20 protein-coding genes are annotated in these 26,176 nt (G+C 37.9%); 6 read left to right on the top strand and 14 right to left on the bottom strand.

The annotated features are described in order from the left end of the window. Positions 1-16 precede the first annotated feature (16 nt). From ACH3O9_RS02030 to ACH3O9_RS02020, 3 genes are all read right to left on the bottom strand, one after another. A complete protein-coding gene (locus tag ACH3O9_RS02030; protein ID WP_416443867.1) occupies positions 17-1,339 on the bottom strand; it encodes a TolC family protein in 1,323 nt (440 codons plus the stop codon). Then, entirely contained in the window at positions 1,329-1,970 is a 642-nt protein-coding gene (locus ACH3O9_RS02025) for a TetR family transcriptional regulator (RefSeq protein ID WP_416443865.1), read from the bottom strand. Before ACH3O9_RS02025 ends, ACH3O9_RS02030 begins: the two co-directional genes overlap by 11 nt. Before the next feature lie 144 nt (positions 1,971-2,114). Then, entirely contained in the window at positions 2,115-3,167 is a 1,053-nt protein-coding gene (locus ACH3O9_RS02020; RefSeq protein WP_416443863.1) for an NAD(P)-dependent alcohol dehydrogenase, read from the bottom strand. A gap of 244 nt (positions 3,168-3,411) precedes the next feature. On the opposite strand from ACH3O9_RS02020, the gene ACH3O9_RS02015 reads away from it, so the two are divergent. Beyond that, the gene (locus ACH3O9_RS02015) at positions 3,412-5,736 is read left to right on the top strand and encodes an FdhF/YdeP family oxidoreductase (protein ID WP_416443861.1); all 2,325 of its coding nucleotides are present in this window, start codon (positions 3,412-3,414) and stop codon (positions 5,734-5,736) included. Positions 5,737-5,774: 38 nt separating this feature from the next. On the opposite strand, the gene ACH3O9_RS02010 is transcribed toward ACH3O9_RS02015, so the two are convergent. Beyond that, positions 5,775-7,196 carry an exonuclease domain-containing protein gene (locus ACH3O9_RS02010; protein ID WP_416443859.1) on the bottom strand — a complete coding sequence of 474 codons (1,422 nt, stop codon included), beginning with the start codon at positions 7,194-7,196 and terminating at the stop codon, positions 5,775-5,777. A gap of 212 nt (positions 7,197-7,408) precedes the next feature. Between ACH3O9_RS02010 and ACH3O9_RS02005 the strand changes: the two genes are divergently transcribed. Continuing rightward, entirely contained in the window at positions 7,409-8,257 is an 849-nt protein-coding gene (locus ACH3O9_RS02005; protein WP_416443857.1) for an SdiA-regulated domain-containing protein, read from the top strand. On the opposite strand, the gene ACH3O9_RS02000 is transcribed toward ACH3O9_RS02005, so the two are convergent. Together ACH3O9_RS02000 and ACH3O9_RS01995 are read right to left on the bottom strand one after the other, a co-directional pair. Next, positions 8,258-9,988, bottom strand: coding sequence for an APC family permease (locus ACH3O9_RS02000; RefSeq protein ID WP_416443855.1), 1,731 nt, complete (start codon positions 9,986-9,988; stop codon positions 8,258-8,260). It lies immediately after the preceding gene. A gap of 89 nt (positions 9,989-10,077) precedes the next feature. After that, positions 10,078-11,151 carry a zinc-binding metallopeptidase family protein gene (locus tag ACH3O9_RS01995; protein WP_416443853.1) on the bottom strand — a complete coding sequence of 358 codons (1,074 nt, stop codon included), beginning with the start codon at positions 11,149-11,151 and terminating at the stop codon, positions 10,078-10,080. 327 nt (positions 11,152-11,478) lie between these two features. Between ACH3O9_RS01995 and ACH3O9_RS01990 the strand changes: the two genes are divergently transcribed. Then, a complete protein-coding gene (locus ACH3O9_RS01990; RefSeq protein WP_416443851.1) occupies positions 11,479-12,702 on the top strand; it encodes a glycosyltransferase in 1,224 nt (407 codons plus the stop codon). Here ACH3O9_RS01990 and ACH3O9_RS01985 read toward each other — a convergent pair. From ACH3O9_RS01985 to ACH3O9_RS01965, 5 genes are all read right to left on the bottom strand, one after another. Then, complete coding sequence (locus ACH3O9_RS01985) at positions 12,699-14,042, bottom strand: bifunctional PIG-L family deacetylase/class I SAM-dependent methyltransferase (protein ID WP_416443849.1); 1,344 nt, start codon at positions 14,040-14,042, stop codon at positions 12,699-12,701. The genes ACH3O9_RS01990 and ACH3O9_RS01985 overlap by 4 nt on opposite strands. After that, positions 14,032-15,114: an acyl-CoA dehydrogenase family protein gene (locus ACH3O9_RS01980; RefSeq protein ID WP_416443847.1), complete on the bottom strand. Its 1,083-nt coding sequence runs from the start codon at positions 15,112-15,114 to the stop codon at positions 14,032-14,034. Before ACH3O9_RS01980 ends, ACH3O9_RS01985 begins: the two co-directional genes overlap by 11 nt. 229 nt (positions 15,115-15,343) lie before the next feature. Continuing rightward, positions 15,344-15,613: a hypothetical protein gene (locus ACH3O9_RS01975; RefSeq protein WP_416443845.1), complete on the bottom strand. Its 270-nt coding sequence runs from the start codon at positions 15,611-15,613 to the stop codon at positions 15,344-15,346. 289 nt (positions 15,614-15,902) lie between these two features. Next, entirely contained in the window at positions 15,903-18,536 is a 2,634-nt protein-coding gene (locus tag ACH3O9_RS01970) for an MGH1-like glycoside hydrolase domain-containing protein (protein ID WP_416443843.1), read from the bottom strand. A gap of 14 nt (positions 18,537-18,550) precedes the next feature. Beyond that, entirely contained in the window at positions 18,551-19,369 is an 819-nt protein-coding gene (locus ACH3O9_RS01965; protein WP_416443841.1) for an SDR family oxidoreductase, read from the bottom strand. A 312-nt stretch (positions 19,370-19,681) separates the two neighbouring features. Here ACH3O9_RS01965 and ACH3O9_RS01960 point away from each other — a divergent pair, with 312 nt between their 5' ends. Genes ACH3O9_RS01960 through ACH3O9_RS01950 form a run of 3 tightly spaced genes read left to right on the top strand, consistent with a single transcriptional unit; the run spans position 19,682 to position 22,399 of the window. Next, a complete protein-coding gene (locus ACH3O9_RS01960; RefSeq protein WP_416443839.1) occupies positions 19,682-20,860 on the top strand; it encodes a Pycsar system effector family protein in 1,179 nt (392 codons plus the stop codon). Between the two features lie 24 nt (positions 20,861-20,884). Further along, a complete protein-coding gene (locus tag ACH3O9_RS01955) occupies positions 20,885-21,379 on the top strand; it encodes a YkgJ family cysteine cluster protein (protein WP_416443837.1) in 495 nt (164 codons plus the stop codon). 30 nt (positions 21,380-21,409) lie between these two features. Beyond that, on the top strand, positions 21,410-22,399 hold the full coding sequence (locus tag ACH3O9_RS01950) for a DUF1028 domain-containing protein (protein WP_416443835.1): 990 nt from the start codon (positions 21,410-21,412) through the stop codon (positions 22,397-22,399). A gap of 240 nt (positions 22,400-22,639) precedes the next feature. On the opposite strand, the gene ACH3O9_RS01945 is transcribed toward ACH3O9_RS01950, so the two are convergent. The 3 genes from ACH3O9_RS01945 to ACH3O9_RS01935 all read right to left on the bottom strand — a co-directional run bounded on the left by ACH3O9_RS01945 (position 22,640) and on the right by ACH3O9_RS01935 (position 26,092). Next, on the bottom strand, positions 22,640-24,196 hold the full coding sequence (locus tag ACH3O9_RS01945; protein ID WP_416443833.1) for a M20/M25/M40 family metallo-hydrolase: 1,557 nt from the start codon (positions 24,194-24,196) through the stop codon (positions 22,640-22,642). Between the two features lie 109 nt (positions 24,197-24,305). After that, positions 24,306-25,451 carry an MFS transporter gene (locus tag ACH3O9_RS01940; protein WP_416443831.1) on the bottom strand — a complete coding sequence of 382 codons (1,146 nt, stop codon included), beginning with the start codon at positions 25,449-25,451 and terminating at the stop codon, positions 24,306-24,308. A 137-nt stretch (positions 25,452-25,588) separates the two neighbouring features. Further along, complete coding sequence (locus ACH3O9_RS01935; RefSeq protein WP_416443829.1) at positions 25,589-26,092, bottom strand: SRPBCC family protein; 504 nt, start codon at positions 26,090-26,092, stop codon at positions 25,589-25,591. Positions 26,093-26,176 lie beyond the last annotated feature (84 nt).

Here is a 26,176-nt window from a genome sequence, read left to right as displayed (position 1 = left end):
TTGATAAAATGAGTAGTTATTGTATAAATTGATCGGTTAATTGCCCTTTGGCTGTAAGTAGTTCGAAATATTTTTGCGTAATATCTGCCTGCGAATACGTTAGGTTTATTTTTGCCTGAAGTTGTTGTACATCTGCTTCAAGCAGGTCATTTGTGTCTACCAGACCGTTGTCGTACTTATCTTTAACGATCCTGTAATTTTCTGCTGCCTGCTCTTCAGATTTGGTGTAAACCTCAAATTTCTTCAGTTCTAATTGATAGTCCTGACGTTTGTTCTCGACTTGTACTTTAATCTGGTCTGAAACTTTATCTACGTTAAACTTCAATTCTTCTGCCCGACTTTGGGCAACTTTTACATCGTTTTTAGCTTTAAATATATCTGCAAGATTGTATGACAGACCTACACCTACATTCATTGCATTTTTTACAGTGAGTGCATTATGCAGATCAAGCGCGATGTACCCCCCGGTAAGAGCCAGCGAAGGATAAAATTTACTCTGTGCTACTTTGATCTGGTTTTGAGCAGCCTCTTCCTGATATTGTAAGGCATCAAGATCGCTTCTTGTGATCTCATTTTCTAACATTTCTGGCGCAGGGCCAAAACTCGCATCACTGGGATTAATTTGCGATCCTGCCGGCAATTTTAGAAATACGGTAAGTCTGTAGTTTAGAATATTGCGATTTTTAATGGCTTCCTGTAAAGTAAGAGCAACATTAGATTGTTGTAGTTGAGCTTTTAAAAGATCGTTACGAGCTAGAAGACCATTCTCTTCCATTGCCTGAAAATCTTTTACGCGCTGCTCTGTGCTTTTGAGATTTTCGGTTACCAGTTCTACAGTTTTATTAGCTTTATAAAGATTTATATAGGTGCTAATCGTTTGTAAAGCCAGTTGTTCTTTGTCATTTTTAGCCGAAGAAATTGCCGCTTTATACTGATTTTCACCCGCTTTTAGTAGGTTTTTGAGCTTAAAACCCGAAAATAAAGGCATAGAAACGGTTGCCTGACCCAGCAATAATTGGTCTACATTAGGTGTGCCGGCATCACTGGCTTCATCAGGATCAGGATCGCTTTCAGTTGTAGATATTTGCAGATTTACATCGGCATTAGTTAAATACAAATATTGTCCTGATATGTCAAAATCAGGATATTGGTTGTTTTTGGTGACGTTAAGTTCACCCATGGCAGTATTCACTTTCGCATCAGCAATTTTAGAATCATCGCTATTTGTGAGTGCAAGATCTACCGCTTGTTTAAGGGTTAATTCTGTAACCTGCTGGGCGTATGTTTGGCTTAAGCCAAAAAATACAAGCAGAACTAACAGAAGGAATCTATATTTCATAAGTTAATAAGGCTTTAATGGTTTTTTGTATATGTGGAGTTAGTTTTTTGTAGACAAAATCATCAAAAGAGGTGATATTATCAAGGCCGTGCATTCTTTGAAAAAAGGATTTGTTGTAGTAGAAGTTGAAATATGTACCCAGAATTGTGGGGAAAATAAGCGGGATATCTACGGTTTTACTAAAAACACCGGCTCGTTGCCCATCTTTCACAAAATTTTCTATGAGTTTGTAATTCTCTAGTTTCTGGTCGAGGTAATTATCAAAATCTATCTGTCTGGAAACATTAGAATATTCAAAGTGAATAATCTTGTACATCCTGCGATTGCTGTGAATGCGCTTAATGGCAAATTCTATTAAAGCATCAATACGATCAAGATAGCTCATCTCTTCGGTAAGAACAGATTCTGCTTGTATCCTAAAATGAGATGCTCTATAAATCATCAATGTGCCCAGCAATTTCTCTTTAGAGCCAAAATAATAAGAGATCATCGCCACGTTTACATCGGCTTCTTTTGCAATGTGACGCACAGATGTACCATCAAAACCATTTTCTGCAAAAAGCTTCTCGGCAACCTCTAAAATTTGTATTTGTTTATCGTTTAAATCCATTTCATTTTCTAAATCATACACAAAATTAAACGATTGTTTAAATTAAACGTTTGTTTGAATTTGTTTTTGATATATTTTAACGTACATCGTTTGCGCTGCCGTTGAGCATAAAAAAAAAGGAGCTCAATGAGCTCCTTTAGGTAAATATTGCTTGTACGAAATTAACTAGCTCTCTTTCAATGATTTCATGTCGATCACAAATCTGTATTTCACATCTGCTTTAATAACCCGTTCGTACGCTTCATTAATATCCTGCATATTGATAAGTTCGATATCAGAAACTATATTATGTTCTCCACAGAAGTCAAGCATTTCCTGAGTTTCTTTTAGTCCACCTATCATAGATCCCGCAATTCTTTTACGGCCCATAACAACAGCGCCACCATGAAATGGTTTAAGGGGCTCAATAGCACCTACTAAAACCATTGTTGCATCTCTTTTAAGTAAAGCGATATAAGGATCCATCTCGTGACCTACGGGAATTGTGTTAAGAAGAAAGTCAAAAGAACCGGCATGTTTTGCCATTGCATCAGCATCTTTAAAAATTAGGACTTCGTCTGCACCTAGTTCTTCAGCATCTTTAGATTTCTCTGGTGAGGTGGTGATCATTACGGTATGCGCGCCCATAGCGTGAGCAAATTTAATACCCATATGGCCTAGACCACCCAGACCTATGACGCCTACTTTATCGCCTTTCTTTACATCCCAATGACGTAGAGGAGACCAGGTGGTTATACCTGCACAAAGCAAAGGTGCCGCTGCTTTTTCGTCAATATTTTCTGGGATACTTAAAACGAAATTTTTATCTACTACAACTTTTTCAGAATACCCGCCAAAGGTATGGCCGCCTAAATGTTTATCTGCTCCGTTGTAAGTGAATGTAGCTCCGTTTTCACAATACTGTTCAAGATCTTCTTTACACGATTCACATTCCTGACATGAATCTACAAGGCAACCTACACCCACAAGATCACCTTCTTTAAATTTAGAGACATTGGCGCCAACTTTAGTAACGCGGCCTACTATCTCGTGACCCGGTACAACAGGATATTGAGAATTCTTCCAGTCATTGCGAATGATATGAATATCGCTATGGCAAACACCGCAGTAAGTAATGTCAATTTCTACATCGTCTGCAGTGAGTGATCTTCTTTTAATATCAAGAGGCTTTAACTCTGCAGTTGCAGAAGTTGCCCCGTATGCTTTTATATCGTTCATTTTATAAATTTTTGGCAAAATTCAACAAAGCCCGGTCACTTTTTTTCAGTTTAACTTAATTTAACAGGAAGGGCCTAAAAATTGAGTTTTAAGGCTGTTAAAGAATATACAAAATCGTAAAAGTCATCCGGCTGATTAAAAACTAAATTTTAAATTCAGGTGAAATTAAAAATCAGTCCTAACCGGATCAAAATCGCTTCTACAGGCTAAAAATTAGCCAGACCCGGTTCTAAATAAAATTACAATGGAAAAAATAAAAAGAAATGTCTCTTTTCGTATTCCTCAGGATTTTTCCGGAATACGAGTAGAGGAACCTATGGATTATGCTGCCGGTGTGCCAGCGGTACAGGCTACTTTAAAACATACATTTAAAGAAATGGGTGTTTTAAAATCATTTAAAGGACTCGCAAAATTAAATCAACAAGAGGGTTTTGCCTGTATGAGTTGCGCATGGCCAGATCCTAAACATCCTTCTAAAATAGCAGAATATTGTGAGAACGGCGGGAAAGCACTTTCTGAAGAAGCTACTAATTACCGCGTAGAGCGTGATTTTTTTGCTAAATATTCTGTAGAAGAATTATCAAGTTGGTCAGATTATAAAATAGGAAAAAGCGGAAGGTTAACAGAGCCAATGGTGCTGCGACCAGATAGTATTTTTTATGAGCCCATAAGCTGGGATGATGCCTATCAACTTATTGCAGATGAGTTACACAAAATGAACTCCCCGCAGGAAGGTGTTTTTTATACTTCAGGGAGATCAAGTAACGAGGCGGCTTTTATGTATGGTCTTTTTGTGCGGGCAATGGGCAGTAACAATATGCCAGATTGTTCTAATATGTGCCATGAATCCAGCGGTAAAGCTTTAGTAGATATGTTAGGAATAGGCAAGGGATCTGTTAAGCTGGAAGATTTTGATGATGCAGAAGTAATCATAATTGCAGGGCAGAACCCGGGAACAAATCATCCCAGAATGATGTCTGCTCTGGAGAAGTGTAAACAAAACGGCGGTAAGATAGTTGCTATAAATCCGTTAGAAGAGGCGGGTTTGGTACGTTTTAAGAATCCGCAGGAAGTAAGTGGCTGGGTAGGTTCTGGCGAGCGTATGGCAGATGTGCATTTGCAAGTGAGAATAAATCAGGATATTCCGCTTGTAAAGCTAATTATGAAAAAATTGGCTACGCTAGACAAAAAAGATCATTCGGTTTTTGACCATGAGTTTATAAAGACATATACCGAAGGTTATGAAAAGGTTCTGGCAGATCTTGACGTTTATTCTGAGCGTGAGCTTCTTGATATGTGTGGGGTAAGTGAAGATCTTATAAATCAGGTTGTAGGGCTTTTAGCTAAAAAATCCAGAATAATTATTTGCTGGGCAATGGGTCTCACCCAACACAAAAACGGTGTTGCCACAATTAAGGAGTATGTCAATTTATTAATGCTTAAAGGAAGTATGGGTAAAACCGGTGCAGGTACATGTCCTGTACGCGGTCATAGCAATGTGCAGGGAGACCGAAGCGTGGGTATAATGCATTATATAGATGAAGAGGTCAATCAAAAAATTAAAGATGTTTTTGGTTTTGAGCCTTCAGATGAAGAGGGATATGACGTTATGAAAGCTATACCTGCTATGCACGATGGTAAAGTAAAGGTATTTGTTTCTCTTGGCGGAAACTTTGTTATGGCCGCTTCAGATACAGAATACACGGCAGAAGCTATGCAAAACTGCGATCTAACTGTTCAAATAAGTACAAAACTTAACAGAAGCCACTTAATAACAGGAAAAACGGCTTTAATTCTGCCTACACTTGGGCGTTCAGAAAAGGATATTGACAACAAAGGGAACAACAGATATAATACCATTGAAAATAGCATGGGCCAGATAAGAAGGTCTAAAGGTATTTTTAAGCCGGCGTCTAACGTGCTAAAAAGTGAGACCGAAATAGTAGGAGGGATGGCAGAAGCTTATTATAAGGGAAATCATCCTGTAGACTGGAAAAATTTGTGTCAGGATTATGACCTTATACGATCTAAAATCGATCTGGTTTCGGCGGGTTTTACAGATACCAGTCTCGATTCTGAAGGTGTAGGTTATTATTTGCCTAACAATGTGAGGAATCTTGATTTTAGCATGATGCCAAACGGCAGGGCCCAATTTTGTGTAAATGGCTTACCCAATCATAAGTTGACAGAAGATGAGTTGCTGCTTATGACAATACGCTCTCACGATCAATTTAATACAACTATTTATGGTTTAAACGATAGGTATAGAGGAGTGTATAATGAAAGACGCGTAGTATTTATGAATGAAGCAGATATGAAGAAACATGGTCTTAAAAAGCTTGATGTGATTCATATGATGAGTAATTATGACGGGCAAGAACGCAAAGCTTTCAAATTTCTTGTGATTCCTTATAATATCCCTGTGGGAAATATAGCAGCTTATTATCCCGAGACAAACGTCCTTGTTCCTTACAATCACAATGCAGATTATAGCAATACGCCTATAAGCAAATCTGTGGTTGTTAAAGTAGAAAAGTCACTAGAGCAGGAAGCTATTATGCAGGATTAATTTTTATTAAAATATAAAGATTTAGAGACAAAGGTGAGCTACATAAAGCTCACCTTTTCTAGTATAGAAGACCGCTGAGGTTCAAGATTGATGATGGGGTGCTCACTTTTTTGCCTGATGTAACTACGAATTATTTTATCTGTATGATAAGTATGTTTTTGTCTAACAAGAAAACTATCAAGATGATCAACAGACGTTATTTGTTCTTCCTGACTAATGTATCCATACCCCTGATAGCAGCCATCGCTAATTAAGATAAATGCATGCTCATCTTCTGTTCTGCCCTTATGCTTTATGACATAATCCATCTTTGCATTAAAAAGTGAATCACAGGCTTGTTTTACTCTAAAATTATAAAGCGTTGTGCTTTCTTCACCCACGCATACACCTTTACAACTTGTGATTTTATAATGTGAGCAATGTGCCGTACTGGTTTGCAGACCACAAAAGCGTGGACACAAATTATATTCCAGACATAGTTCTTCCAGCTTTTCAATACCCTTAGCTCGGGTGAAAAAATAATCATGCACATTGTAAATATTTTTACCTCGGGTAAGAGCGAGCTGAATTATTCCTTTTTGATTTACATAAGAAACAATACTGTAAGGCTGTGGCGTTTTCTTCTGCGCTTTATTAAACCTTGGGTAATTCTGTGCAATTTTTTCTGCTTCAAGGAGCAGGGCTATAAGTTCACTGCCCGTAACTTCGTAGTCAATAGAATGTGTTTCCTGACCAAGTAAATATTCGGTGTTTTTTTTATCATAAAAATGACTAATTACCCGTTGCTTGATATTGATCGCTTTACCGGCATAAATTATCTTTCCTTTTTTATCACGAAATAAATAGATTCCCGTCGCTTCTGGGAGTTGGTTAATATTATCTGCGGTGAGATGAGGTGGTAGCGTAGCTTCTTTTGATCTGGCATTTAGAAAACCGTTTATCGTAGAAAGACCATTTTCCAAGTTGAGTATTTTCTGAAATAAAATAACAGTAGCGTCTGTGTCTCCTTCTGCACGGTGTCTGTCATTTAATTTGATTTTTAAAGTTTCGCATAAGCGACCAAGACTATAAGAATATAAACCGGGAATTAGCTTTCGCGATAATCTTACAGTACACAATTTCTTGCGAGTAAAGTCTTGTCCTATATTTTTAAACTCATTGCGTATGACATTATAATCAAAGTTGACATTGTGTGCTACAAATACGGCACCGGTGGTTATGCGCCTAACTTCATCTGCGATCTCATCAAATTTGGGCGCATCTTCTACCATTTCATTTGTGATGCCGGTTAAGCCTGTAATAAATGATGGTACAAATCGCTCTGGATTAACCAGCGAGGTGAATTTTTCAAGAATTTCGCCGTTTTTTAGCAGCACAATGCAGATTTCTGTAATGCGATTGCCGTTGATACCATTACCGGTGGTTTCTACATCTATAACAGCATATAATCTCTCTTCCATAAAATCAAAAAAGGTGTTCTCAAATTTACGCCAAAATTAAAAACGATTTCAGGAAAATATCCATTTTATAGGATATTTTCCTTGTAGCAAAATTAAATGAACAATTTTCCTGTATTTGGAACGGTTAATGAAACACCGTAAGTACATTTTTAACTTATAATTTAAATAAGAAAAAGAAGGTTTTACGTTTCTTATACCAAATAGAAAATAACATGACATTACTAAAATATCTATATATAGGAATATTTGCTGCAACGCTGGTTTTAGGGGGTATTTATTTTACGGTATTTAATCCTTCTGATAAAGGTGATAAAGAATATGATATCAAGAATAAATGGGAATTACCAAAAGAGTTAAACGAAGTATCAGGAATCACATGGCTTGATGATGGTAATCTTGCCTGCATACAGGATGAGGAAGGCATTATTTTTATATATAATCTCAAGGATAAAAAGATTACAAAGAAAATCCCATTTGGCGATGCAGGGGATTTTGAAGGACTATCTGCAGAAGGCAATACGATCTACGCGTTAAGAAGTGACGGAACTATTTTTAAGATTGAAAATTACAATGAGGAAAACATAAACGTGTCTGAATATGACACGCCACTGTCGCATAAAAACAACACAGAAAGCCTGGCTCTTGACAAGAAGAATAATCGCCTCTTACTTGCCGCTAAAGACGAAAATCCCGGAGATGAGAATTACAAAACCATATATGGCTTCAATTTAAATACTAACAGAATTGACTCTACAGCAATTTTAAAAATTGACCTTAAAAGCAAGATTTTTGCTGATTATGAGGAGAAAAAAATGTACAAAACATTTAGACCTTCAGAGATAGCAATTAACCCGCTCACTCATGAGACCTATCTTTTAGAAGGTGTGCGCCCCAAGCTGTTAGTTGTAGACACAGAAGGTAATCCTAAGCGCATTTATAAGCTGGATCATGATGATTTTCGCCAGCCGGAAGGAATTACTTTCAGCCCCGAAGGCAAACTTTTTATCTCTAATGAGGCAGGAAAGCATTCCGCAAATATTCTCGAAGTTGTTCTTGACTAATTAAATGATCAATCGTACTTCGCCTAATTGCTGTACTTTATATGGAAATTGCTCACCGGGTGCGCCTATAAACATAAAGTTCACAGGGATATTCCAGCGTCTTGAAAGTTCTCTAATTTTTTCGGGTCCAAATTTTCCTTCCTCCTCAATATAGTCAATGTGTATGCTGGGATAAGCACGATCAAGAACCTCAATATCAGATTTAAGTTTTGCAGTAGCTTTAGTTTTTTCATCTACTACAGCAACGATTTTTAGTCTTCTTGTAGGTTCATTCTTGATCATGTACAGCATGACCTTATTCAGGGTTTCTACATTGTCATGATTAGTGAAAAAAACAAATTCCTGACCACTTACTCTGGCGAGTATGCTCATCGTTTTGCGGTTCAGCTTTTTGAAGAAATTACTATCGTCTGGCGAAATATAATTTATAAAATACAGGAAGAATTTAAGTATCGCGATCCTGTAAAGCATAAAAAATACTACAGCTACTGTAGGTATTAAATATTCCAGAAATATGGTTACGTACTGTGGATTAAGAACAACATTGCCAATAATTGCCGCAAAAACTGCAGCGATAGCAATTATTAAGGCAATCCATGAAGCGCGTTCAGGTCGAGGTAAATTTTTACGATTTATTTTAAGTAGAATATTCCCTATGCCAAAAAGTACCATAACTGAAAGGAAAGCTATGGTGTAAACACCAGCCAGTTTTGCAAGGTCACCTTCGGTTACAAAAAGCACAGAAGTACACAGAATAAAGAATACTATGAAAATAAGATATGAACTGTTTCTTTTATTCTTTTTCAGCAAAACACTTGGTAAAATGCGATCTAGCGCCATACGTTCCATTAAACCGCCCACTCCCACAAATGAAGTAAGCACAGCACCACTTAAAACGAGAGATGCATCAAGACCCACTAAAAAAGAAAGCCAGTTACCGCCAGAAATACTACCCAAAAAAGATAACAAGGCATCCTGATTACTGTCTACCACATTCATAGGAATTAGAGCCAAAGCGAGAAAAGCAATAAGCGGATTGAAAATGCTTACCACGATCCACATATTGCGTAAGGTTTTAGGAAAAACACCCAACTTTTGTTCTTCTACATAATTGGCAGAACTTTCAAAGCCACTTATACCCAACATGGCGGCAGAGAAGCCAAAGAATAGAGCCATACCTATATTGCCATTTACAGGAAGTTTAAAATTGTCTGTTAATGTTGTAAAATCATGCGTGAAAAAGTAATAAATACAGAAACCACAAAGTATTGTTAGAGATAAAAGGTGAAAGAGAAATATTGCAATAGCAACTTTAGAAGATTCACCTATCCCCAGAATTACAAGTCCCATAAACAATAGCAAAAGACCTATGGTTGTAGGGACAATAGGGATTACATCCCAAATGCTATATGCATATTTTACAGCCTCACTTGCCGATATTACCGCGGTAGCCATATATGAAAGTACGGTTAGGGCAGCGGCAAGAGAAGCAGTAGATTTTTGAGTAGTATTGAGCAAAGCATTATAAGCGCCACCGTTAAGAGGAAGTGCGCCAACTACCTCACCATAAATACGTCTAAACAAAAACAATACGGCGGCAACTATTAGAAGTGACACCCAAGCATATTGACCGGCATAGACAATTGCGAGTGCAGAAACGTAAAGACAAGAAGAACTAATATCATTTCCGCAAATAGCGGTAGCTTCAAGTTGATTTAATTTTTTAGCCATAAAGACTTAGAATTTTCAAGTAAATTTAAAGTTTTGATACTAGGTAAAAAGGTAAGAGCCTATTAATTTCAAATCAAGGTTGAAAAGTCTCAATTAAACTGGCCTTTTAGAAGTTTATGTATAAATCGTAACTTCTCAATCACCGGGGGCGGTAAAATGAAAGGATACAGATCTGGCTGGCCCATACTGCGATTTAAACTGTTAACCGCAAATGTAAGCGGCAAACAGGCGCCAATGATTTTATCAAAATCCTTTTCCTCAAAAGGGTCGAAATTAGCCTGCATATAAAGCGGCGAATTTTTCGTATTATCGGGGTCTATTTGCAATCCAAAAGCATACGCTGTTTCCAGCGTATCAATTATGTGTAAGTAGTGCGACCAGCTTTCTGCCCAGTCTTCCCAGGCATGAGATGCTGCGTATTTACTAACGAAGGTTTTTGCCCAATCTGCCGGTGGACCGTTCTCATAATGATTTTGTAGTGCTACACCGTAATCCTGAGTCTCATCGCCAAAAACAGCGCGAAAGTCTGCTAGTATTTTTTCGTCAGTTAAAATTAAACGCTCCCAATAATAATGACCCACTTCATGCCGAAAATGACCCAATAATGTGCGGTATCGCTCCTCCATCTGTGTGCGCATATATTCACGGTGCACAGGATCTGCCTCAGCAATATTTATAGTGATTAATCCCTTAAAGTGACCGGTTTTGATGCCATTTTTCGGGTTTTTTAAATTATCTGCAGACAGGAAATCAAAAGCCAGCCCATTTTCAGGATCTTCATTCTTAGAAACCAAAGGCAGATTAAATCTTTTTAAAGTGTAGATCAACCTGTGTTTTGCACGTTCCAGCCTAAGCCATTCCTGTAGTTGGTGCTCAACTTGTAAATAGGGTATGGTCCTGTTGAGGTCGCATGCCTCACAAAGTCCCTCCTCACCCATATCTTCTAAAGCTACCAGCCAGTTACATGCATTGTAACTATGATTTTCACAATACTGATACAGTTTGCCGCTGTCGGGTTTTGTTTGCCAGGCATTTTCACTGGGTTCCAGGACAACTAAGTCATTTGTCTCACTAAGATAGCCTAATTGACTTTGGCATTTCTCACAATGGGTATTCTCAAAATAAACGGGATTTGAACAATTATGGCAATGAAAGATCTTCATTTTATTTTTGGCTTATACCTTTATTGTTCAGTCAATAAAGGATTTTAATTCTATCTGAATTTAGCAGATTAAAACCGACCAAAGCTAATTTTTTTAAGAGATATTCAACTTGTTTTTATATTGTTTAATCATTATTTAACTTAAATAGGTTTCGTTTAATAGATAAAGCACAGCTACAATATTTTTCGCTTGAAGCGAAATCTAATAGCTTACTGATTTTACTTAATTCAGCTTATTAAAACCCCTCTTTAGCGATTAGCACATGTTAAATATGTCCAAAACATTTACATAAATTGATTTTAAAATATAATTTAGATTCATGCAGATATGACTAATGAAAATGCTCTAAAATCAAGCTATGATAGAACAGTTAAAGAAACGAATCTTTTGACAGCGGTGGACGATATAAATGTTATTGACCAGCTGTCGCGAATTATTGGGAATGGTTATTTTCAAAAAAAGACAGATTTTAAAAAAGATATTTTAATAACGGTTCCCGCAAAAAATGAAGAGGCGACTATTGTTCGTACGCTTCAGTCTTTAAAAAAGCAGTTTTATTTAAGTGGAGCATGTTTTGATTATGATCTTTTTGAGGTTCTTGTGCTATGTAATAATTGCACCGATGATACCTTAAGAAAATGCAACGATTTTAAGCATAAAAACCCCGATTTTCCGCTTCATGTACTGGTTTCTAATTCTAAAATAATTAGTAACGTAGGCGTTGCCAGACGTATTTTGATGAATATTGCCTGTAGCCGTGTTTCTAAAGATGGATTCATTGTCACTACCGATGCAGATACTGTCGCAGATAAATTTTTTCTGAGTGGAATTTATCAATATCTCGATGCAGATTATGGTCTTATTTGTGGTCGCATTCTGGTAGATGACGCACATCTTGATACAAAGGCTAAAAAATACCTGCATGCCAGCAGACATTATCTAGACTTGATGTGTAAGTTAGAGTCGACACTCTATCCTGATTTTAGCGATCCCTGGCCAAAACATGCGCACAATTCTGGTCCTAATTTGTCTATCAGAAAATATGCGTATCAAAAGATAGGTGGTATACCACCGTTGGGTTTTCTTGAAGATATCGCCTTATATGAATTGGTTTTATCGCATGGTTTTAAAGTGAAACACTGCATGCAAACCGTGGTTACTACGTCAACTCGCACTACACCAAGAGTTCCCGGCGGTTTTGGTAATCAATTGCGGGAGTGGGCTGAGTTTGATGAGCGCAGAGACAGTTATAATGTAGAAAGTTTTGAAAAATTGTTTCAGAAATTTTCTGCTTACGAGCTAATAAAGCAGCTTTATTTAACCGGGAATTTAAACCTTGTAAAAGAGATCTGCGATAAACTTAAAATGCCTCATGATCAATTGAAAGAATTGTATAAAACACATGATCGCTATCAATCTTTGGTTAGATTTTTAGAATCTGCACTTCCTAACAGTTCTAAGTGGAATGTTACCTATCCCGACATCGATATTTTTATGGCTATAGCACAACTTGAAACTTATTTTATTACCGTTGAGCACGAAAAAGTTTAAGCTTTTTTCTCATAGAGAACGAGTTCATAGTTCTCATGAACGTATTTAGTTTTTAGGGAATAACCGGCTTCACTACCGGCAGCAAACTGCTCAAATAGCAGATGAACCTGTTTACCTGTAAGTGGATAATCGCCTACGTAAGAGGTCCAGTGTACCATTAAAAAGTTGCCGCCAGGTAGCAAATGTGTGTTTATCTCGTTAAAAACATGCAGGAGATTTTCTTTTTCCAAATAATAACCAACTTCAGACATAACGATAAGGTCAAAGTTTTCATTTGGAAAATTTCTTGAAACATCCATCACTTCAAATGAAACGTGGTCTAACTTAGCACATCTTTCTTTTGCTGCATTTATAGGGATTCCACTTATATCGATAGAAAGGAGTTTTTTAGTGCGCTGGGCTAATTTTTCACTTAAAACACCAATTGAGCACCCTATCTCAAAAGTTGATTCATAAATCCTTTCGCCCAGAGCTAGAATTGATCGCTCATACTTTTCATGCTCGTAATGGCTATTTTCAAAATTCCAGGGATCGTTATTATCATTATACAATCTGTTGAAATATTCTGAAGTAAGCGTCTTTTCATTCCCGCCCGGTGAGAACAGGTAATACTCATAATCTCCCAGAAATGGCTCGAGCAAATCTGGTGTAAGAATAAAACCTTCAGGATCGTCTGCGATTAACTTTGATGTTTGTGTCTGGTGACAGAATATTGCTTTTTCCTTTTTATTTTTTACACTGCTAATATTAAGACGAAATGGCTGGACATTATCACCGTCTGGCCAGTGATGAGGTTTTCCGTTTTTCCAAAGCCAAACAGGATATTCTACTATTTGCACCGGGATTTTATGTTCTTTCAAAGTTTCTAAAATAACTTTTGTACTTGCAATGTGATCCCCATGCGGGTCACGTCTCCACGGGACAAAAACAGTATTTCTTTCACTTTGTTCAACAATAGCTGCGATGTCACTTTTAAGCTTTGAGTATTCACTGTTTAAAAGAAAAGGCATTTGAGAATCCTGCCGGTGCAGAAAAAAGACCTTCTCATCTTCAACACCTAAGGCAGCGCAAGCAGCCTGTGCTTCTTGTTCTCTTGTTTTTGCCAGTTTTTTGGCAGGATATTCTTTTGAGTTGGGATGTGATGCCGAACCGCTCGTCATAAAAACAACCGTGACCGGCACTTGTGCTGCCCGTAACATAGCAATCATACCCCCGCAGCCTAAAGATTCATCATCTGGATGGGGAGCAAAAAAAATAGATGGTCCTATATCTGTTGCAATCCCTGAGCTATTTAAAAATGGAGCGTCGTAAAGATCCTGAGGTAAAATTTTATCTAACATAGTTGATGCATTCTATTTTTGTTACAAATTCACCCACACTTGTCAGAGCCAGATCAGGTCCCGGCTGTTTGAGATAAGTAGCGAGATCACGATGCAATTTTTCTATGGCATGATCATGCATAAAACCTTTTAAACCCACACATCGCTCTGCTAGTTGCATCACTTCTGTACAAATATCGAGAATGGCAGTACGCATCATATTAGCATAATTTACTAAAATATCTCCCGAAGAATCTCCCGATTTATCGGCTATTTCCCCCGATTTTTCTATCCACAGGCGACCTTGCTCAAGTAATATGGCAATCTTGCCTAAGCGCATCTGTTGGTAAGGATCTTCGGTTCTTTTTAGCTTTTTTAAATGCGCCACAGTAGCTTCGGCAACAGCTTCTGCACCTCCTAATTGTACTGCCGCAAATCGTATGGCGCCACCGGTAAATGAAGGTTGCTGTGAATAATCGTCTATATTCCCTAAGAGATTGACAGGTTCAAGAAGAACATCTGTAAAATCTATTCTTGAACTTACTGATGCTCGCATTCCCAGAGGTTTCCATAGTGAAAAGTCTTCCTTTAATTCTTTATGTTTTTCAGTTTCAATAACCACCATTTGCCAGCCTTTCTTTGTTTTCGCAGTAATGATAGGTCTGTCAATATGCAGTCCGCCGGAACAAAAGATCTTTGCACCTTCTAATTTATTTTGAGAATCGGTTTGGATTAAATGAACTCCATCAGACTTTCGCTGTGTATTCCAAACACTAAAAAGCTTGCCATTGTGTGCATCTTTAAAATAGCGTTGTTTTTGCTGAGCACTGCCGTACTGTGCAATGAGCAGTAAGGCGTTAATGTGACCTTCATAAATACGACCTACAGAAAGATCTGCTTTGCCTACCTCTTTTAGGATATTTAAAAGTTTAGCGTTTTTCTTTTCTCCATATGATTTACCCCCAAAAATGGAAGGAAGTGTAACGGTGAGCAGATTAAGTTTTTTGAGAAGCTCAAATGCTGCTGTGGGAAATGTTCTATCATCATCTTCAAGCCCAAGAAAAATTTCCTCGTGCTCTTTTAAATTCAACATACTTTGGTTAGTTATAGTATCTCTTTTATGCTTTAAGTAATTAGAGATAGTGGATAATATTTTTAAAGTAAGCGAAAAGAATTGGCACCTCAAAGAGGATTAGTAATCCCTTAAGAAATGAAAGTTTTTAAAACAGAAGGAGATAAATTAAATGTAAAGAAGCACATAAAAAAAACAACCTTAATACAAGTCGTCTTAAGGTTGTTACTAAAATTTTTCTATACCTGTATTAAAGAACAGGTTGATGCAACTTTGAACTGCTAAAGTTACTTTTGGCTCCACTAATTTGAGAATCTTTTTGCAGGGTAGGGAATCCTATGCTCCATAATTCCCTAACAATCTTATCTAAAACTTCTGGACTGTCATAGATAATTGAGATTACTCTTTTTCTTAGATCAACATTTACAATACGCATATCGAGAATCCTGCTTAGGTTTCGCTCAATTACACGCTGGCATTCGTCAGACTGGAGGTTCTGTATTTTAAGATTGGCTCTCATAACGATATAGGTTTCTTATATTTAAAGTTATGTGTTTTTGGTCGAACATAAAAGAGTTAGAACGAGATTTTAATTATGTAATTGTGTTAAAATCAGAAATGTATGCTAAATTTTCCTTAACGGAGTTTTTCAAAATAGAATAGGAAAAGAATAGTACCAATATTGATTTACGTCTGTAAATAATACCTGTAAAAAATCACATACTTTAGGCTGAAAATCGCTGAAAAAGGGCTAAAATCTGCCCATAATGAGCAGATTTTAGCCAGATCTTAAAAAGTAAGGTCAATATTTAGTCTGTCTCATCGATAAGATTGGCAACAAGAGCCGTCCAACCGGTTTGATGTGAAGCACCTACACCGCGACCATCATCACCGCTAAAATATTCATAGAAAAGAATAAGGTCTTTAAAATGATCGTCCTTATAAACTTCTGCGTGTAATTGATTAACAGGTCGCTCTCCCTTCTCATCTGGTGAGAAAATAGCAATGAGTCTTTTGCTTAATTCATCGCTGATCTCTTTTAGATTTAATTTCTTATTGCTTCCTGTAGGATATTCAAAAGAAACTGAGTCACCATAATGTGTGTAAAACTGCCTAAGTGATTGAATAAAGAGATAATTAATAGGCATCCACACCGGTCCACGCCAATTAGAGTTTCCACCAAATAGCGGCGTGGTAGATTCTGTAGGCTCATAGCTAATAGTATAATCTACACCATCAATTTTTATACTGTACGGCTTAGTATGAATTTTTGATAATGACCGAATGCCAAACGGACTTAAAAATTCATTTTCGTCAAGAATGCTACGCATTAAAATTTGCATACGATCTTTAGGCACAAGCGTTAACAGCAAGTCGTTACCTTCTTCAAAATCCTGAATTACCAGATATTTTAAGTTTTCCTTTCTATATTTTCTAAACCAAATTACACTTTTAGTGAAAACCGGTAAACGCTTAAGTTTCTCTTTATTAACCTGAAGTACAGCTGTAAGCGATAAAAGACCTACAATAGACCGAATTTTTATGGGGATAAATGACTTATCTGGAAAAACCAATTTGTCGTAAAAGAAACCTTCATCATCATCCCAGGTGCCAATATTCTCAATGCTTCTTTTATTTAAAGCTTCAGCGATATAGACAAAATGGCCAAAATATTTAGTAGCCATATCTTCGTACGTATTATCTTCTAACGCGATCTCAAGACTCATCTCCAGCAGATTAAGACAATAAAGCGCCATCCAGGATGTGCCATCTACCTGCTCAAGGTGCGCATCGCCGGGAATGCCGTTACTGCGGTCAAAAACGCCAATATTATCAAGGCCTAAAAATCCGCCCTCAAAAACATTATTCTGTGTCTTATCTTCCTGATTTACCCACCATGTAAAGTTAAGAGCGAGTTTATTAAACATTCTTTTTAAGAATGCTACATCTCCTTTTCCGGTTTTTTCTTTTTCAATTTTATAGACTTGCATCGATGCCCAGGCCTGCACCGGTGGATTCACATCACTAAATGACCATTCATAGGCCGGGATTTGCCCATTAGGCGCCATATACCATTCTCGTGTAAAAAGGATCAATTGCTCCTTGGCAAATTCAGGATCGACCAGCGCTAATGAAACGCAATGAAAGGCCGAATCCCACGCGGCATACCAGGGATATTCCCACTTGTCTGGCATAGAAAGAATATCATGATTACGCAGTGTCTTCCAGTTATTATTACGTCCTGAAAAACGCTCTGGCGGTGGGGGCGAAGTATCATCATCACCGCGCAGCCAGCGTTCTACTTCATAATTATAATACTGTTTCGTCCACAATAAACCTGCTAAAGCTTGTTTTTGAATATTTGCAGATTCTGTATTTCGTTCTTTAATGATGTCTTTGTAAAATTGATCACATTCTGAAATTCTAGCATTGAAGATATTTTCAAAATCTGCAGAAAAAGGTTCCTCTTGCTCATTTTGTGATAATCGAAGCCTGATCGTAACAGACTCATTGCCCGCAATATTTCTGCTGTATAGAGGAGCAAACTTTGTCCCTTCATTTTTTTTCGCTGCCAGCGAAAAATCATCATTTATCACTGCATCATGAAAAAGATCCTTTTTATAAGGATGATCGTTAGGGCGCCCAAAAACACGCTCGTCATTGCTTTCATTCTCAGTAAAAAGTAATTTATCTGCATCCTCATAGTATAGGTTGTAATCAGCCAGATATGGATGCGTTATTTGTACGAAAGATTGGCCATTTTTATCGACCTTTTTAATAAGCGGTTTTTGCCGTCCTTTTTTAAAACTCCAGAAATTGCGTATCCATAAAGTGGGTAACACGTGAATGTCTGCCGCTTCTGTATTACGATTTGTCACCGTGATTTTTACCAGAATATCGTCGTTAGAGGCTTTAGCATATTCGGTATACACATCAAAATATGCGTTGTCTTTTAAAATTCCTGTGTCAAGTAATTCATATTCCTGTTCGGTGCGATTTCTTTGACCATTTACAGCTACAAGATAATCATAGGGATATTCATTTTGAGGATACTTGTACAGATGTTTCATGTAAGAATGAGAGGGTGTATTTTCCAGATAGTAATACAACTCTTTTACATCTTCACCGTGATTACCACGCGGTCCTGAAAGACCAAAAAGGCGTTCTTTTAAAATAGGATCTTTGCCATTCCACAATGTGACGGCAAAACACATGTTACAATACCTGTCTGAAATTCCTGCGATACCATCTTCTCCCCATCTGTATGTGCGGCTGCGTGCGTGGTCGTGTGTAAAATAGTTCCACGCATCGCCATTTGCGCTATAATCTTCTCTTACCGTTCCCCATTGTCTTTCACTTAAATACGGCCCCCATTGCAGCCAGTCATTTTCTTTATTATAATGTTCTTCAAGTCTTTTTTGTTCTTCAGTATTGTTACTCATATATGATTTTAAGATTAACCATTAGTGGTGAAGCCGGGATAGCATGTCATGCCGCCGTCTACAAAAATTGTGGTACCGTTAATATATTCAGATTCATCTGAAGCAAGCCAGACGGCAGCACTGCCTACATCTCCAGGAACGCCTATACGTTTGTACGGTATAAGCTTATTTAGTTTCTCAAGAGCTTCTTCAGTTTCCCATGCGTTTTGATTAATGGGCGTTTTTATCGCTCCCGGCGCAATACTGTTACAGCGTACTTTTTGTGGGGCGTATTCTTGGCAAATTGTTTCCATAAGCATGACTATTGCCCCTTTAGAGGCAGCATAGTTTGCATGGCCTGCCCAGGGTATGATCTGGTGTACAGAACTCATATGAATTATTTTGCCCAAAGATTTAGAAACTTCTGGGCGCATACCTCTTTTTAGAAATTCGCGTAAAGCTTCCCGCACGCATAAGAATTGGCCGGTAAGATTTATATCTATAACTGTTTGCCAGTCTTTAAGGCTCATCTCATGTAAGGCACAATCTTTTTGTAAACCAGCATTAGGAACACAGATATCTACGGTACCAAAGTGATCTACAGTCTGTTTAAACATTTTAAGAACGTCGTCTTCTTTGCTCACATCGCATTTTATAGCAATAGCTTCACCGCCCAAATTGCTCTTAGAAATCTTGTGAGCAATCTCCTCTGCTTCCTCTTTATGTGAATGATAATTAACTACTACATTTGCGCCATCTTCGCCCATTGCCAGGGAGACAGCTTCGCCTATTCCAGAGCTTCCGCCGGTAACTATACATGTTTGTCCTTCAAGGCGTTTATTGGGTTTTTGCATAACTATCTGTGTTTAATTATTATTAAGCAATATTAAATGTAGCACTAAAAGATAGACTTGAGACACGATGTGATAAAATTGGATTTTCTTTAAGAAAAAGTCTCTTAAAAACCGGTGCAAGACTCAAAAAACCGACTTATATCAGGCAAAAATCGATTTAATTTCCGGTTTCTTTTTATGCGTAAAACAGTAAATAGTTTCCGCTATAAGCGTAATTTTAATCTGCCTTAAAAAGAGCCTGATTTTCATATCTCAAAGTCAGATTTTAGCTGCTCTACAGGCGATTTTTACAACCTAAACCCCACTAATATTATGAATTCATTGATGGAAGAGGTGAAAGAATATGTATTTAATTATTTTTCAGCTCACTATAATGGCACATACGTTTACCACAATTATACGCATACGCAACAAGTAGCAGAACATGTTCAAAATATTGCTTTAGCCGAAGAAGTTACCGCAGAAGAAGTAGAAATTCTGGAAATTGCCGCATGGTTTCATGATATAGGTTTTCATCTTGATCCTAAAAATCACGAAGCTGCAAGTGCTAAAATAGCGACAGAATTTCTAACGCGTAAAAATTTCGCGCAAAGCAAAATTCATAAAATAGAGACTTGTATTCTGGCGACAAAACCAGAACATAAACCGCAAAACCTGCTTGAGCAAATACTAATAGATGCTAATTATTATCACTTAGGTCTTGATAATTATTCTAATTATGCAAATCTCATAAAAGAAGAATCTCAAATGCTGGGCGTTGAAAGCTATAGCGAAATAGACTGGGAGCAGGAAAACCTCACTTTTTTGACTCAAAAACAGCAGTATTATACGCATTATGCGGTTACAAAATGGCAAGCGCAAAAAGCGTTGAATGTTATTGAGATCAACAAAAATTACTCAAAGCTCAAGGAAAAAGGAAGCAAGAAAAAAAAGAAGAAGGATACAGATAAAAATGGTCGTTCAGAACGAGGTATCGATACGTTGTTCAGGATCACGTTGCGCAATCATACAGCGCTAAGCGATATTGCAGACAGAAAAGCCAATATTTTACTTTCTGTAAATGCGATTATAATTTCTGTGGCGCTGTCTAATTTAATTCCAAAATTAGATAATCCCTCTAATAATTATTTGATCTATCCTACGATTCTCTTTATCACCTTTAGCGTAGTTTCTATGATCCTGTCAATAATTGCCACGCGACCTAATATTACCACGGGGACGTTTACTAAAGATGAGGTTATCAATAAAAAGGTGAATATCGTTTTCTTTGGTAAATTTCATAAAATGAAGCTTGACGATTTTGAATGGGCGATGGATGAGGTGATGAATGATAAAGCCTATCTCTATTCTTCACTCACTAAAGATCTGTATGCTCTGGGAACGGTTCTGGCGCGAAAATATAAGATACTAAGATTCACCTATGTCTTTTTCATGGTGGGCATGGTGATATCTATAATCGCTTTTGGCATTGCATTTAGGGTTACACGTTAAGCGGTTTATGGTTAATTTTGCGGCATGGAAGATTTTATAAAGCAACTCCCAGACCTTGCTAAAGACAAACACAAGGAGAATGCTGCTTATTTTAAAAAGCTAAAGCGCAAACCACCTAAAGATCTTGATTACCAGATGCAGGATTTGCATGATGAAGAATTTGCTAAAACAGATTGTCTCAATTGTTCCAACTGTTGCAAGACTACAGGACCTTTATTCACAGATCGGGATATCACGCGTATTGCAAAGCATTTTAAAATGAAAGATGCGCAGTTTATAGATACATATCTTAAGATTGATGAAGATAACGATTATGTGTTGCAGCAACTGCCTTGCCCATTTCTGGCTTCAGATAATTATTGTTTGATCTACGATGTGCGGCCAAAAGCTTGCGCGGAATTTCCACATACAGACAGAAAGAAATTTCAGCAGATCACAACTATCACCTTAAAGAATATGCCGGTTTGCCCTGCCGCTTTTAATATTGTGGAGAAAATGAAAGAACGTATTAAGCTTTAAGCTGAAATGTATTTAATAAATAACAAGATTATGAAACAAAAATTACGCTATTTAATTCTTCTTTTAATGAGTTTTTCCGGTGCTTTTGCTCAAAATATAAATGCAGAAAAAGAGGCTTTTGCGCACACCTTTTCTGTTGTAGCCAGAGATTCTGTTACCGGCGAAATGGCGGTTGGCGTTCAAAGTCACTGGTTTTCTGTGGGTTCTTTGGTTTCCTGGGGGAAATCTGGTGTGGGCGTTGTTGCTACGCAGTCGTTTGTAAATCCGGCCTACGGTCCCAACGGTCTTGAACTAATGGCAAACGGAACTTCTGCAAAAGAGGCTCTTAATATACTTATCGCGAAAGATGACGGTCGTGATTACCGCCAGGTGGCCTTTCTTGATAAAAATAGTGCAGCTGCTTATACCGGAGAAAAATGTGTAGAATCTGCACATCAGATCACTGAAAATAACTTCTCTGTACAAGCAAACATGATGCTCAATGATGACGTTGTTCCCGCTATGGCGAAAGCATTTAAAGAACACGCAGATCTGCCTTTAGCAGAACGTGTTGTTGAAGTATTAAAAGCAGCGCAGGCTGCCGGTGGGGATATTCGCGGTAAACAATCTGCAGCGCTAATTGTGGTTGGTCCTGACAAAGTAAAAAACCCCTGGGAAGAGCATAAAATCGACCTGAGAGTAGATGATAACGCAAACCCTATAGAAGAACTTGACCGACTTTTAAAAACGGCACGAGCTTATGAATTTATGAATAGGGGAGATCTTGCCGTAGAAGCCGGCGATATGAATAAAGCTCTTGAAGAATACGGTACAGCAGAAACTATGTTTCCTGATAATCTGGAGATGAAATTCTGGAAAGCTGTTGCTCTTGCAAACGGCGGTAGAGTAGAAGAAGCAAAACCTATTTTTAAATCAATTTTTGAGAGGGAGGAAAATTGGCGCACCATGATTTCCCGACTTGTAAAACCGGGACTGCTCACAGTCTCTCCTGAAGAACTTGAAGAGATAAAACAACTTTAAATATCTCAATACTTTATAAAGGTTTGGAACTGTCACACTGAGCCTGTCGAAGTGTAGGTCTTATCCTAATTACTTTTTGAATCTGGTGCGATGCTGGAACAAGTTCAGCAGGATGAAAAGTATTTAGCAAAGCTTAAAAAAATCGCATAAAAAAGCAGCAAAATCGGTTGATTTGCTGCTTTTTTCGGTTTGATATTTAATCAATATTATCGAGAAATCTGATGAAATCTGAGGAAGGGTTTAATTTTCGTCAAGACCACCTTTACGAGTAGCATCACGAGCTTCAGGCCAGGTCATCTGGCTGTTTGTTCTGCGGTTCATGGGTAAAACTGCTTGTTCACGTGAGGTTGTATCAGGATCTTCACTTGCCATGTATGCAAGAACTGCTGTAAGAATCACATTTTGGCGTAAGTCGTCAAAAACGATCTTGTCGTAAGTATCGCGGTTGGTATGCCAGGTGTAATTCCAATAATCCCAGCTTAGCGAACTCAAATTGAAAGCAGGTGCACCGGCAGCGACAAAAGATGCATAATCTGAACCGCCACGCCCGGGTGTACCGGGAAAGTTAGTTTCAATTTCGCGGCTAATTTCGTCTGGAACGGCATATAACCAACTGCCTAAATAATCATAAGCATTTAAAAATCCGTTACCGGAAATTGTGGCTACGCGACCTGTACCATTATCCTGATTAAAAACCGCCTGCACATTTGCTACGATCTCAGGATGGTCTTTTACAAAAGCGCGTGAACCATTAAGGCCTTCTTCTTCACTTCCCCAGTGACCGACCATAATTGTGCGCTTTGGGTTAGGATATATCTTTTTGAGAAGACGCATAGCTTCCATCATGACTAGAGTTCCTGTACCATTGTCTGTCGCACCGGTAGCACCATCCCATGAATCAAAATGCGCAGAAAGAATGACATATTCTTCAGGTTTTTCTGTGCCTTTAATTTGAGCGATGGTATTAAAAGTTGGCACTTCACCCAACTCTTTAGATTGTGCGACAACGCTAATTTCTGGTTTATCATCATATTCTGCCATTCTATAAAGCAGGCCATAATCTTCTAAAGCCAGATCGATCGTGGGAATCTCTTTTGTATAAGCCGAAAACACTTTATTTACACCAAAACCTCTTGACCAATACGAAGAAACGATTCCCGCCGCTCCTGCTTTTTCTAATGCAACAGGTAATGTTCTTGAGGTGTAACCGGTGTTCTTTATCTTAGTATCCCAGATTTCCTGAAGGCTATCCCTGTTTTTCTTCATTTTTTCAAACGATTCTGGTGTTGCCCATTTTTCCCAGTTATCATCTGGTCTGCCCGTAGGTTGCTTCATAGACACCAGAACAAATTTTCCTTTCACTGCAGAAATAGCATTTTTAAAAGCAATGGAATCAGTAGCTTCGGGCAAAAGAACAACTTCAGCAGTAACTGCTTTTTTACCCGTGCTCGGGCTCCAGGCCAGTTGGCGACCTTCCAAAGTTTGCACGCGCGGGCTCACAAGATCTATATGACTTACTCCGCGTTCCCAGCCGCGCCAGGTTCCCCATTGTTGATTTTCGGCAGGTATATCCCAGCTTTTATATTTCGCAACAGCCCAGTCATGCGCATTTTTCATTTGAGGCGTACCCACTAATCGAGGACCAACTACATCGAGCAGCTCGTGAGCAAGTACTTTTAATTTAGAATTTGAATTTTCTTCGTTCTGAATTTTTTTAATGACAGGATCTTCCTGAGCAAAAATTAGGGTAGGAACGCACAACGCAGCAACTATTAAAGTGCGGGTAATTAGTTTCATAGGGTTATAATTAGAAGGGTTGATCAACAGGCTTATCCTGAATGATTTTCTAAAGATAAAATTTTCGGCCTAAGTATTTAAACTTAGAGTGAAAGAAAGATTGATGAGATTAAGATTTTACTCTTTTTTGATATCTAAAAAATAGCTGAGAAACAGGTATTAGCATCAATCCGGAAGTCATAAAAAGTAAGAAAGAAACTTTTAGATTGAAGAGATGAGCCAGATAACCAATAATAGGCGGTCCCATGAGCATTCCTACAATGCCATAAGTTGCAATTATAGAAATTGCCATCCCGGCAGAATATTTTTCTGACGTCCCTGCCAGACTGAAAGTCATCGGGATAATTGCGGCAACACCTAATCCTACTATGCTAAAACCTGCAATTGCCGGCCAGAAATAAGGAAAAATGATAACTGTAAGTATTCCGGTTGAGATAAGTGCTGCGCTGATGACGTACATTTTCTCAAGACCTATTTTCTCAATAGCCCTGTCTGAGAAGAATCTGGAAAGCGCCATAAATATCATAAAAATCAGATAACCCAGGGTGAAAATATCCTCTTTCACAACTTCTTTAAAGTAAACGCCGCTCCAGTCGAACATGCCACCCTCGCAAACCGCGGCAAAGAAAACCATAAGCCCGAGGTATAAAATAAACTTATCTGGTTTGCCTAGTTTTATAGAGTTACCCTGCGGCGATCTGTCATTTGTAATAAGATATCTATAGGCTAATATTGAGGTAACAAAGGTAAAAAGAGCCACACTCAACAAATGATAACGCATGGGTGTATCCCATTTTACCATGAGCGTAGAAAAACCTACGCCAAGTAAGCCGCCGCTACTCCAGATACCGTGAAAAGACCCTATAATTTTTCGTGGAAACACTTTTTGTAAAGTGATAGATTGCGTGTTCATCGCAATGTTGAGAATACGCATACAGAATGCAAAAACACAAACAGCAGGAATTAAAAGATACAAACTGTCTGAAACCCCAATAACTATTAATGCGATAGAGAAAAAGAGGAATGCTACCTGCAGAGGTATTCTACTGTCAAAGCGCGATACTAACCATCCTGAAATGGGTAGACCAATCAATGAACTTACCGGCATTGCCAGTAGTAAATTACCCAGCTCAGCATCATTTAGATTAAAAATAGTTTTAATGGTAGGGATGCGAGAAGCCCACGTAGAAAAGCAAAATCCTGAAAGAAAAAAGTAAACACTAAGTGCTATGCGTTGCTTTAATTTTTGCTCCATTGGTTGTTTGGCTGTGGGTGCAAATATCGGTTAAGAATTTGTGAAGTTGAACAGAAGAAGTTATGGCTTTTTTAAATTTTTAAGCGCAATGAGTAGCTTCTTCTGTTGAAGTTGATTTTATTAGAAATGACGGGATATTAATGCTTATTTGAAAATAATTCGTCTAGATTTTCCATGGCCATAATAAATCCTTCTTTATAGCCCATTTGGATTATTTTTTCCAAATCTTCATGCGAATTGTACTTTACTGTAACATTTACAAAAGTAGAATCTGAATGGTCTGTAAAGTCAACATTCCATTGTGAACCAGAAAAGTATTTCGTATCTATATTTCCTTCTGCGTCGCAAAAAGCATCGTGATATTTAAAATTTGTTTTGGGAGTGATAGAAGTGTAATTTACTAAGCACCATTGCTCTTCTCCCTTAGGTCCTACCATTGCATATAAGCGTTTTCCACCTTCTACAAAGTTCATTACTTTTGTTTGTGATTTCCAGGGTCGTGGTGCCCACCATTGATCAAGAATTTCTGGTTCTCTCCACGCAGACCACACGCTTGACAGAGGTGCTTTAAATTCTCTTTTTACAATAATAGAAGTAGTTTCTTTGTCTATTAGAAACTGCATACGTAGATTAGTCTTCATTGCTTTTATTTTTAAGATTGAGTAATCCCTGATCAAGTTGGTTAAAGCGTTCTTCTCAATGTTCCCAAAGATTTCTGAGAGAAT

It is taken from the genome of Leeuwenhoekiella sp. A16 (assembly GCF_047946675.1).
Taxonomy (GTDB): Bacteria; Bacteroidota; Bacteroidia; order Flavobacteriales; family Flavobacteriaceae; genus Leeuwenhoekiella.
This window is presented reverse-complemented; position numbering and strand designations above follow the sequence as displayed.

What these genes read in the sequence shown, in the direction of transcription:
- ACH3O9_RS02030 (WP_416443867.1), bottom strand. Translation starts at nt 1,339, where the DNA reads ATGAAATATAGATTCCTTCTGTTAGTTCTGCTTGTATTTTTTGGCTTA.
- ACH3O9_RS02020 (WP_416443863.1), bottom strand. Translation starts at nt 3,167, where the DNA reads ATGAACGATATAAAAGCATACGGGGCAACTTCTGCAACTGCAGAGTTA.
- ACH3O9_RS02015 (WP_416443861.1), top strand. Translation starts at nt 3,412, where the DNA reads ATGGAAAAAATAAAAAGAAATGTCTCTTTTCGTATTCCTCAGGATTTT.
- ACH3O9_RS02010 (WP_416443859.1), bottom strand. Translation starts at nt 7,196, where the DNA reads ATGGAAGAGAGATTATATGCTGTTATAGATGTAGAAACCACCGGTAAT.
- ACH3O9_RS02005 (WP_416443857.1), top strand. Translation starts at nt 7,409, where the DNA reads ATGACATTACTAAAATATCTATATATAGGAATATTTGCTGCAACGCTG.
- ACH3O9_RS02000 (WP_416443855.1), bottom strand. Translation starts at nt 9,988, where the DNA reads ATGGCTAAAAAATTAAATCAACTTGAAGCTACCGCTATTTGCGGAAAT.
- ACH3O9_RS01995 (WP_416443853.1), bottom strand. Translation starts at nt 11,151, where the DNA reads ATGAAGATCTTTCATTGCCATAATTGTTCAAATCCCGTTTATTTTGAG.
- ACH3O9_RS01990 (WP_416443851.1), top strand. Translation starts at nt 11,479, where the DNA reads ATGACTAATGAAAATGCTCTAAAATCAAGCTATGATAGAACAGTTAAA.
- ACH3O9_RS01985 (WP_416443849.1), bottom strand. Translation starts at nt 14,042, where the DNA reads ATGTTAGATAAAATTTTACCTCAGGATCTTTACGACGCTCCATTTTTA.
- ACH3O9_RS01980 (WP_416443847.1), bottom strand. Translation starts at nt 15,114, where the DNA reads ATGTTGAATTTAAAAGAGCACGAGGAAATTTTTCTTGGGCTTGAAGAT.
- ACH3O9_RS01975 (WP_416443845.1), bottom strand. Translation starts at nt 15,613, where the DNA reads ATGAGAGCCAATCTTAAAATACAGAACCTCCAGTCTGACGAATGCCAG.
- ACH3O9_RS01970 (WP_416443843.1), bottom strand. Translation starts at nt 18,536, where the DNA reads ATGAGTAACAATACTGAAGAACAAAAAAGACTTGAAGAACATTATAAT.
- ACH3O9_RS01965 (WP_416443841.1), bottom strand. Translation starts at nt 19,369, where the DNA reads ATGCAAAAACCCAATAAACGCCTTGAAGGACAAACATGTATAGTTACC.
- ACH3O9_RS01960 (WP_416443839.1), top strand. Translation starts at nt 19,682, where the DNA reads ATGAATTCATTGATGGAAGAGGTGAAAGAATATGTATTTAATTATTTT.
- ACH3O9_RS01955 (WP_416443837.1), top strand. Translation starts at nt 20,885, where the DNA reads ATGGAAGATTTTATAAAGCAACTCCCAGACCTTGCTAAAGACAAACAC.
- ACH3O9_RS01950 (WP_416443835.1), top strand. Translation starts at nt 21,410, where the DNA reads ATGAAACAAAAATTACGCTATTTAATTCTTCTTTTAATGAGTTTTTCC.
- ACH3O9_RS01945 (WP_416443833.1), bottom strand. Translation starts at nt 24,196, where the DNA reads ATGAAACTAATTACCCGCACTTTAATAGTTGCTGCGTTGTGCGTTCCT.
- ACH3O9_RS01940 (WP_416443831.1), bottom strand. Translation starts at nt 25,451, where the DNA reads ATGGAGCAAAAATTAAAGCAACGCATAGCACTTAGTGTTTACTTTTTT.
- ACH3O9_RS01935 (WP_416443829.1), bottom strand. Translation starts at nt 26,092, where the DNA reads ATGAAGACTAATCTACGTATGCAGTTTCTAATAGACAAAGAAACTACT.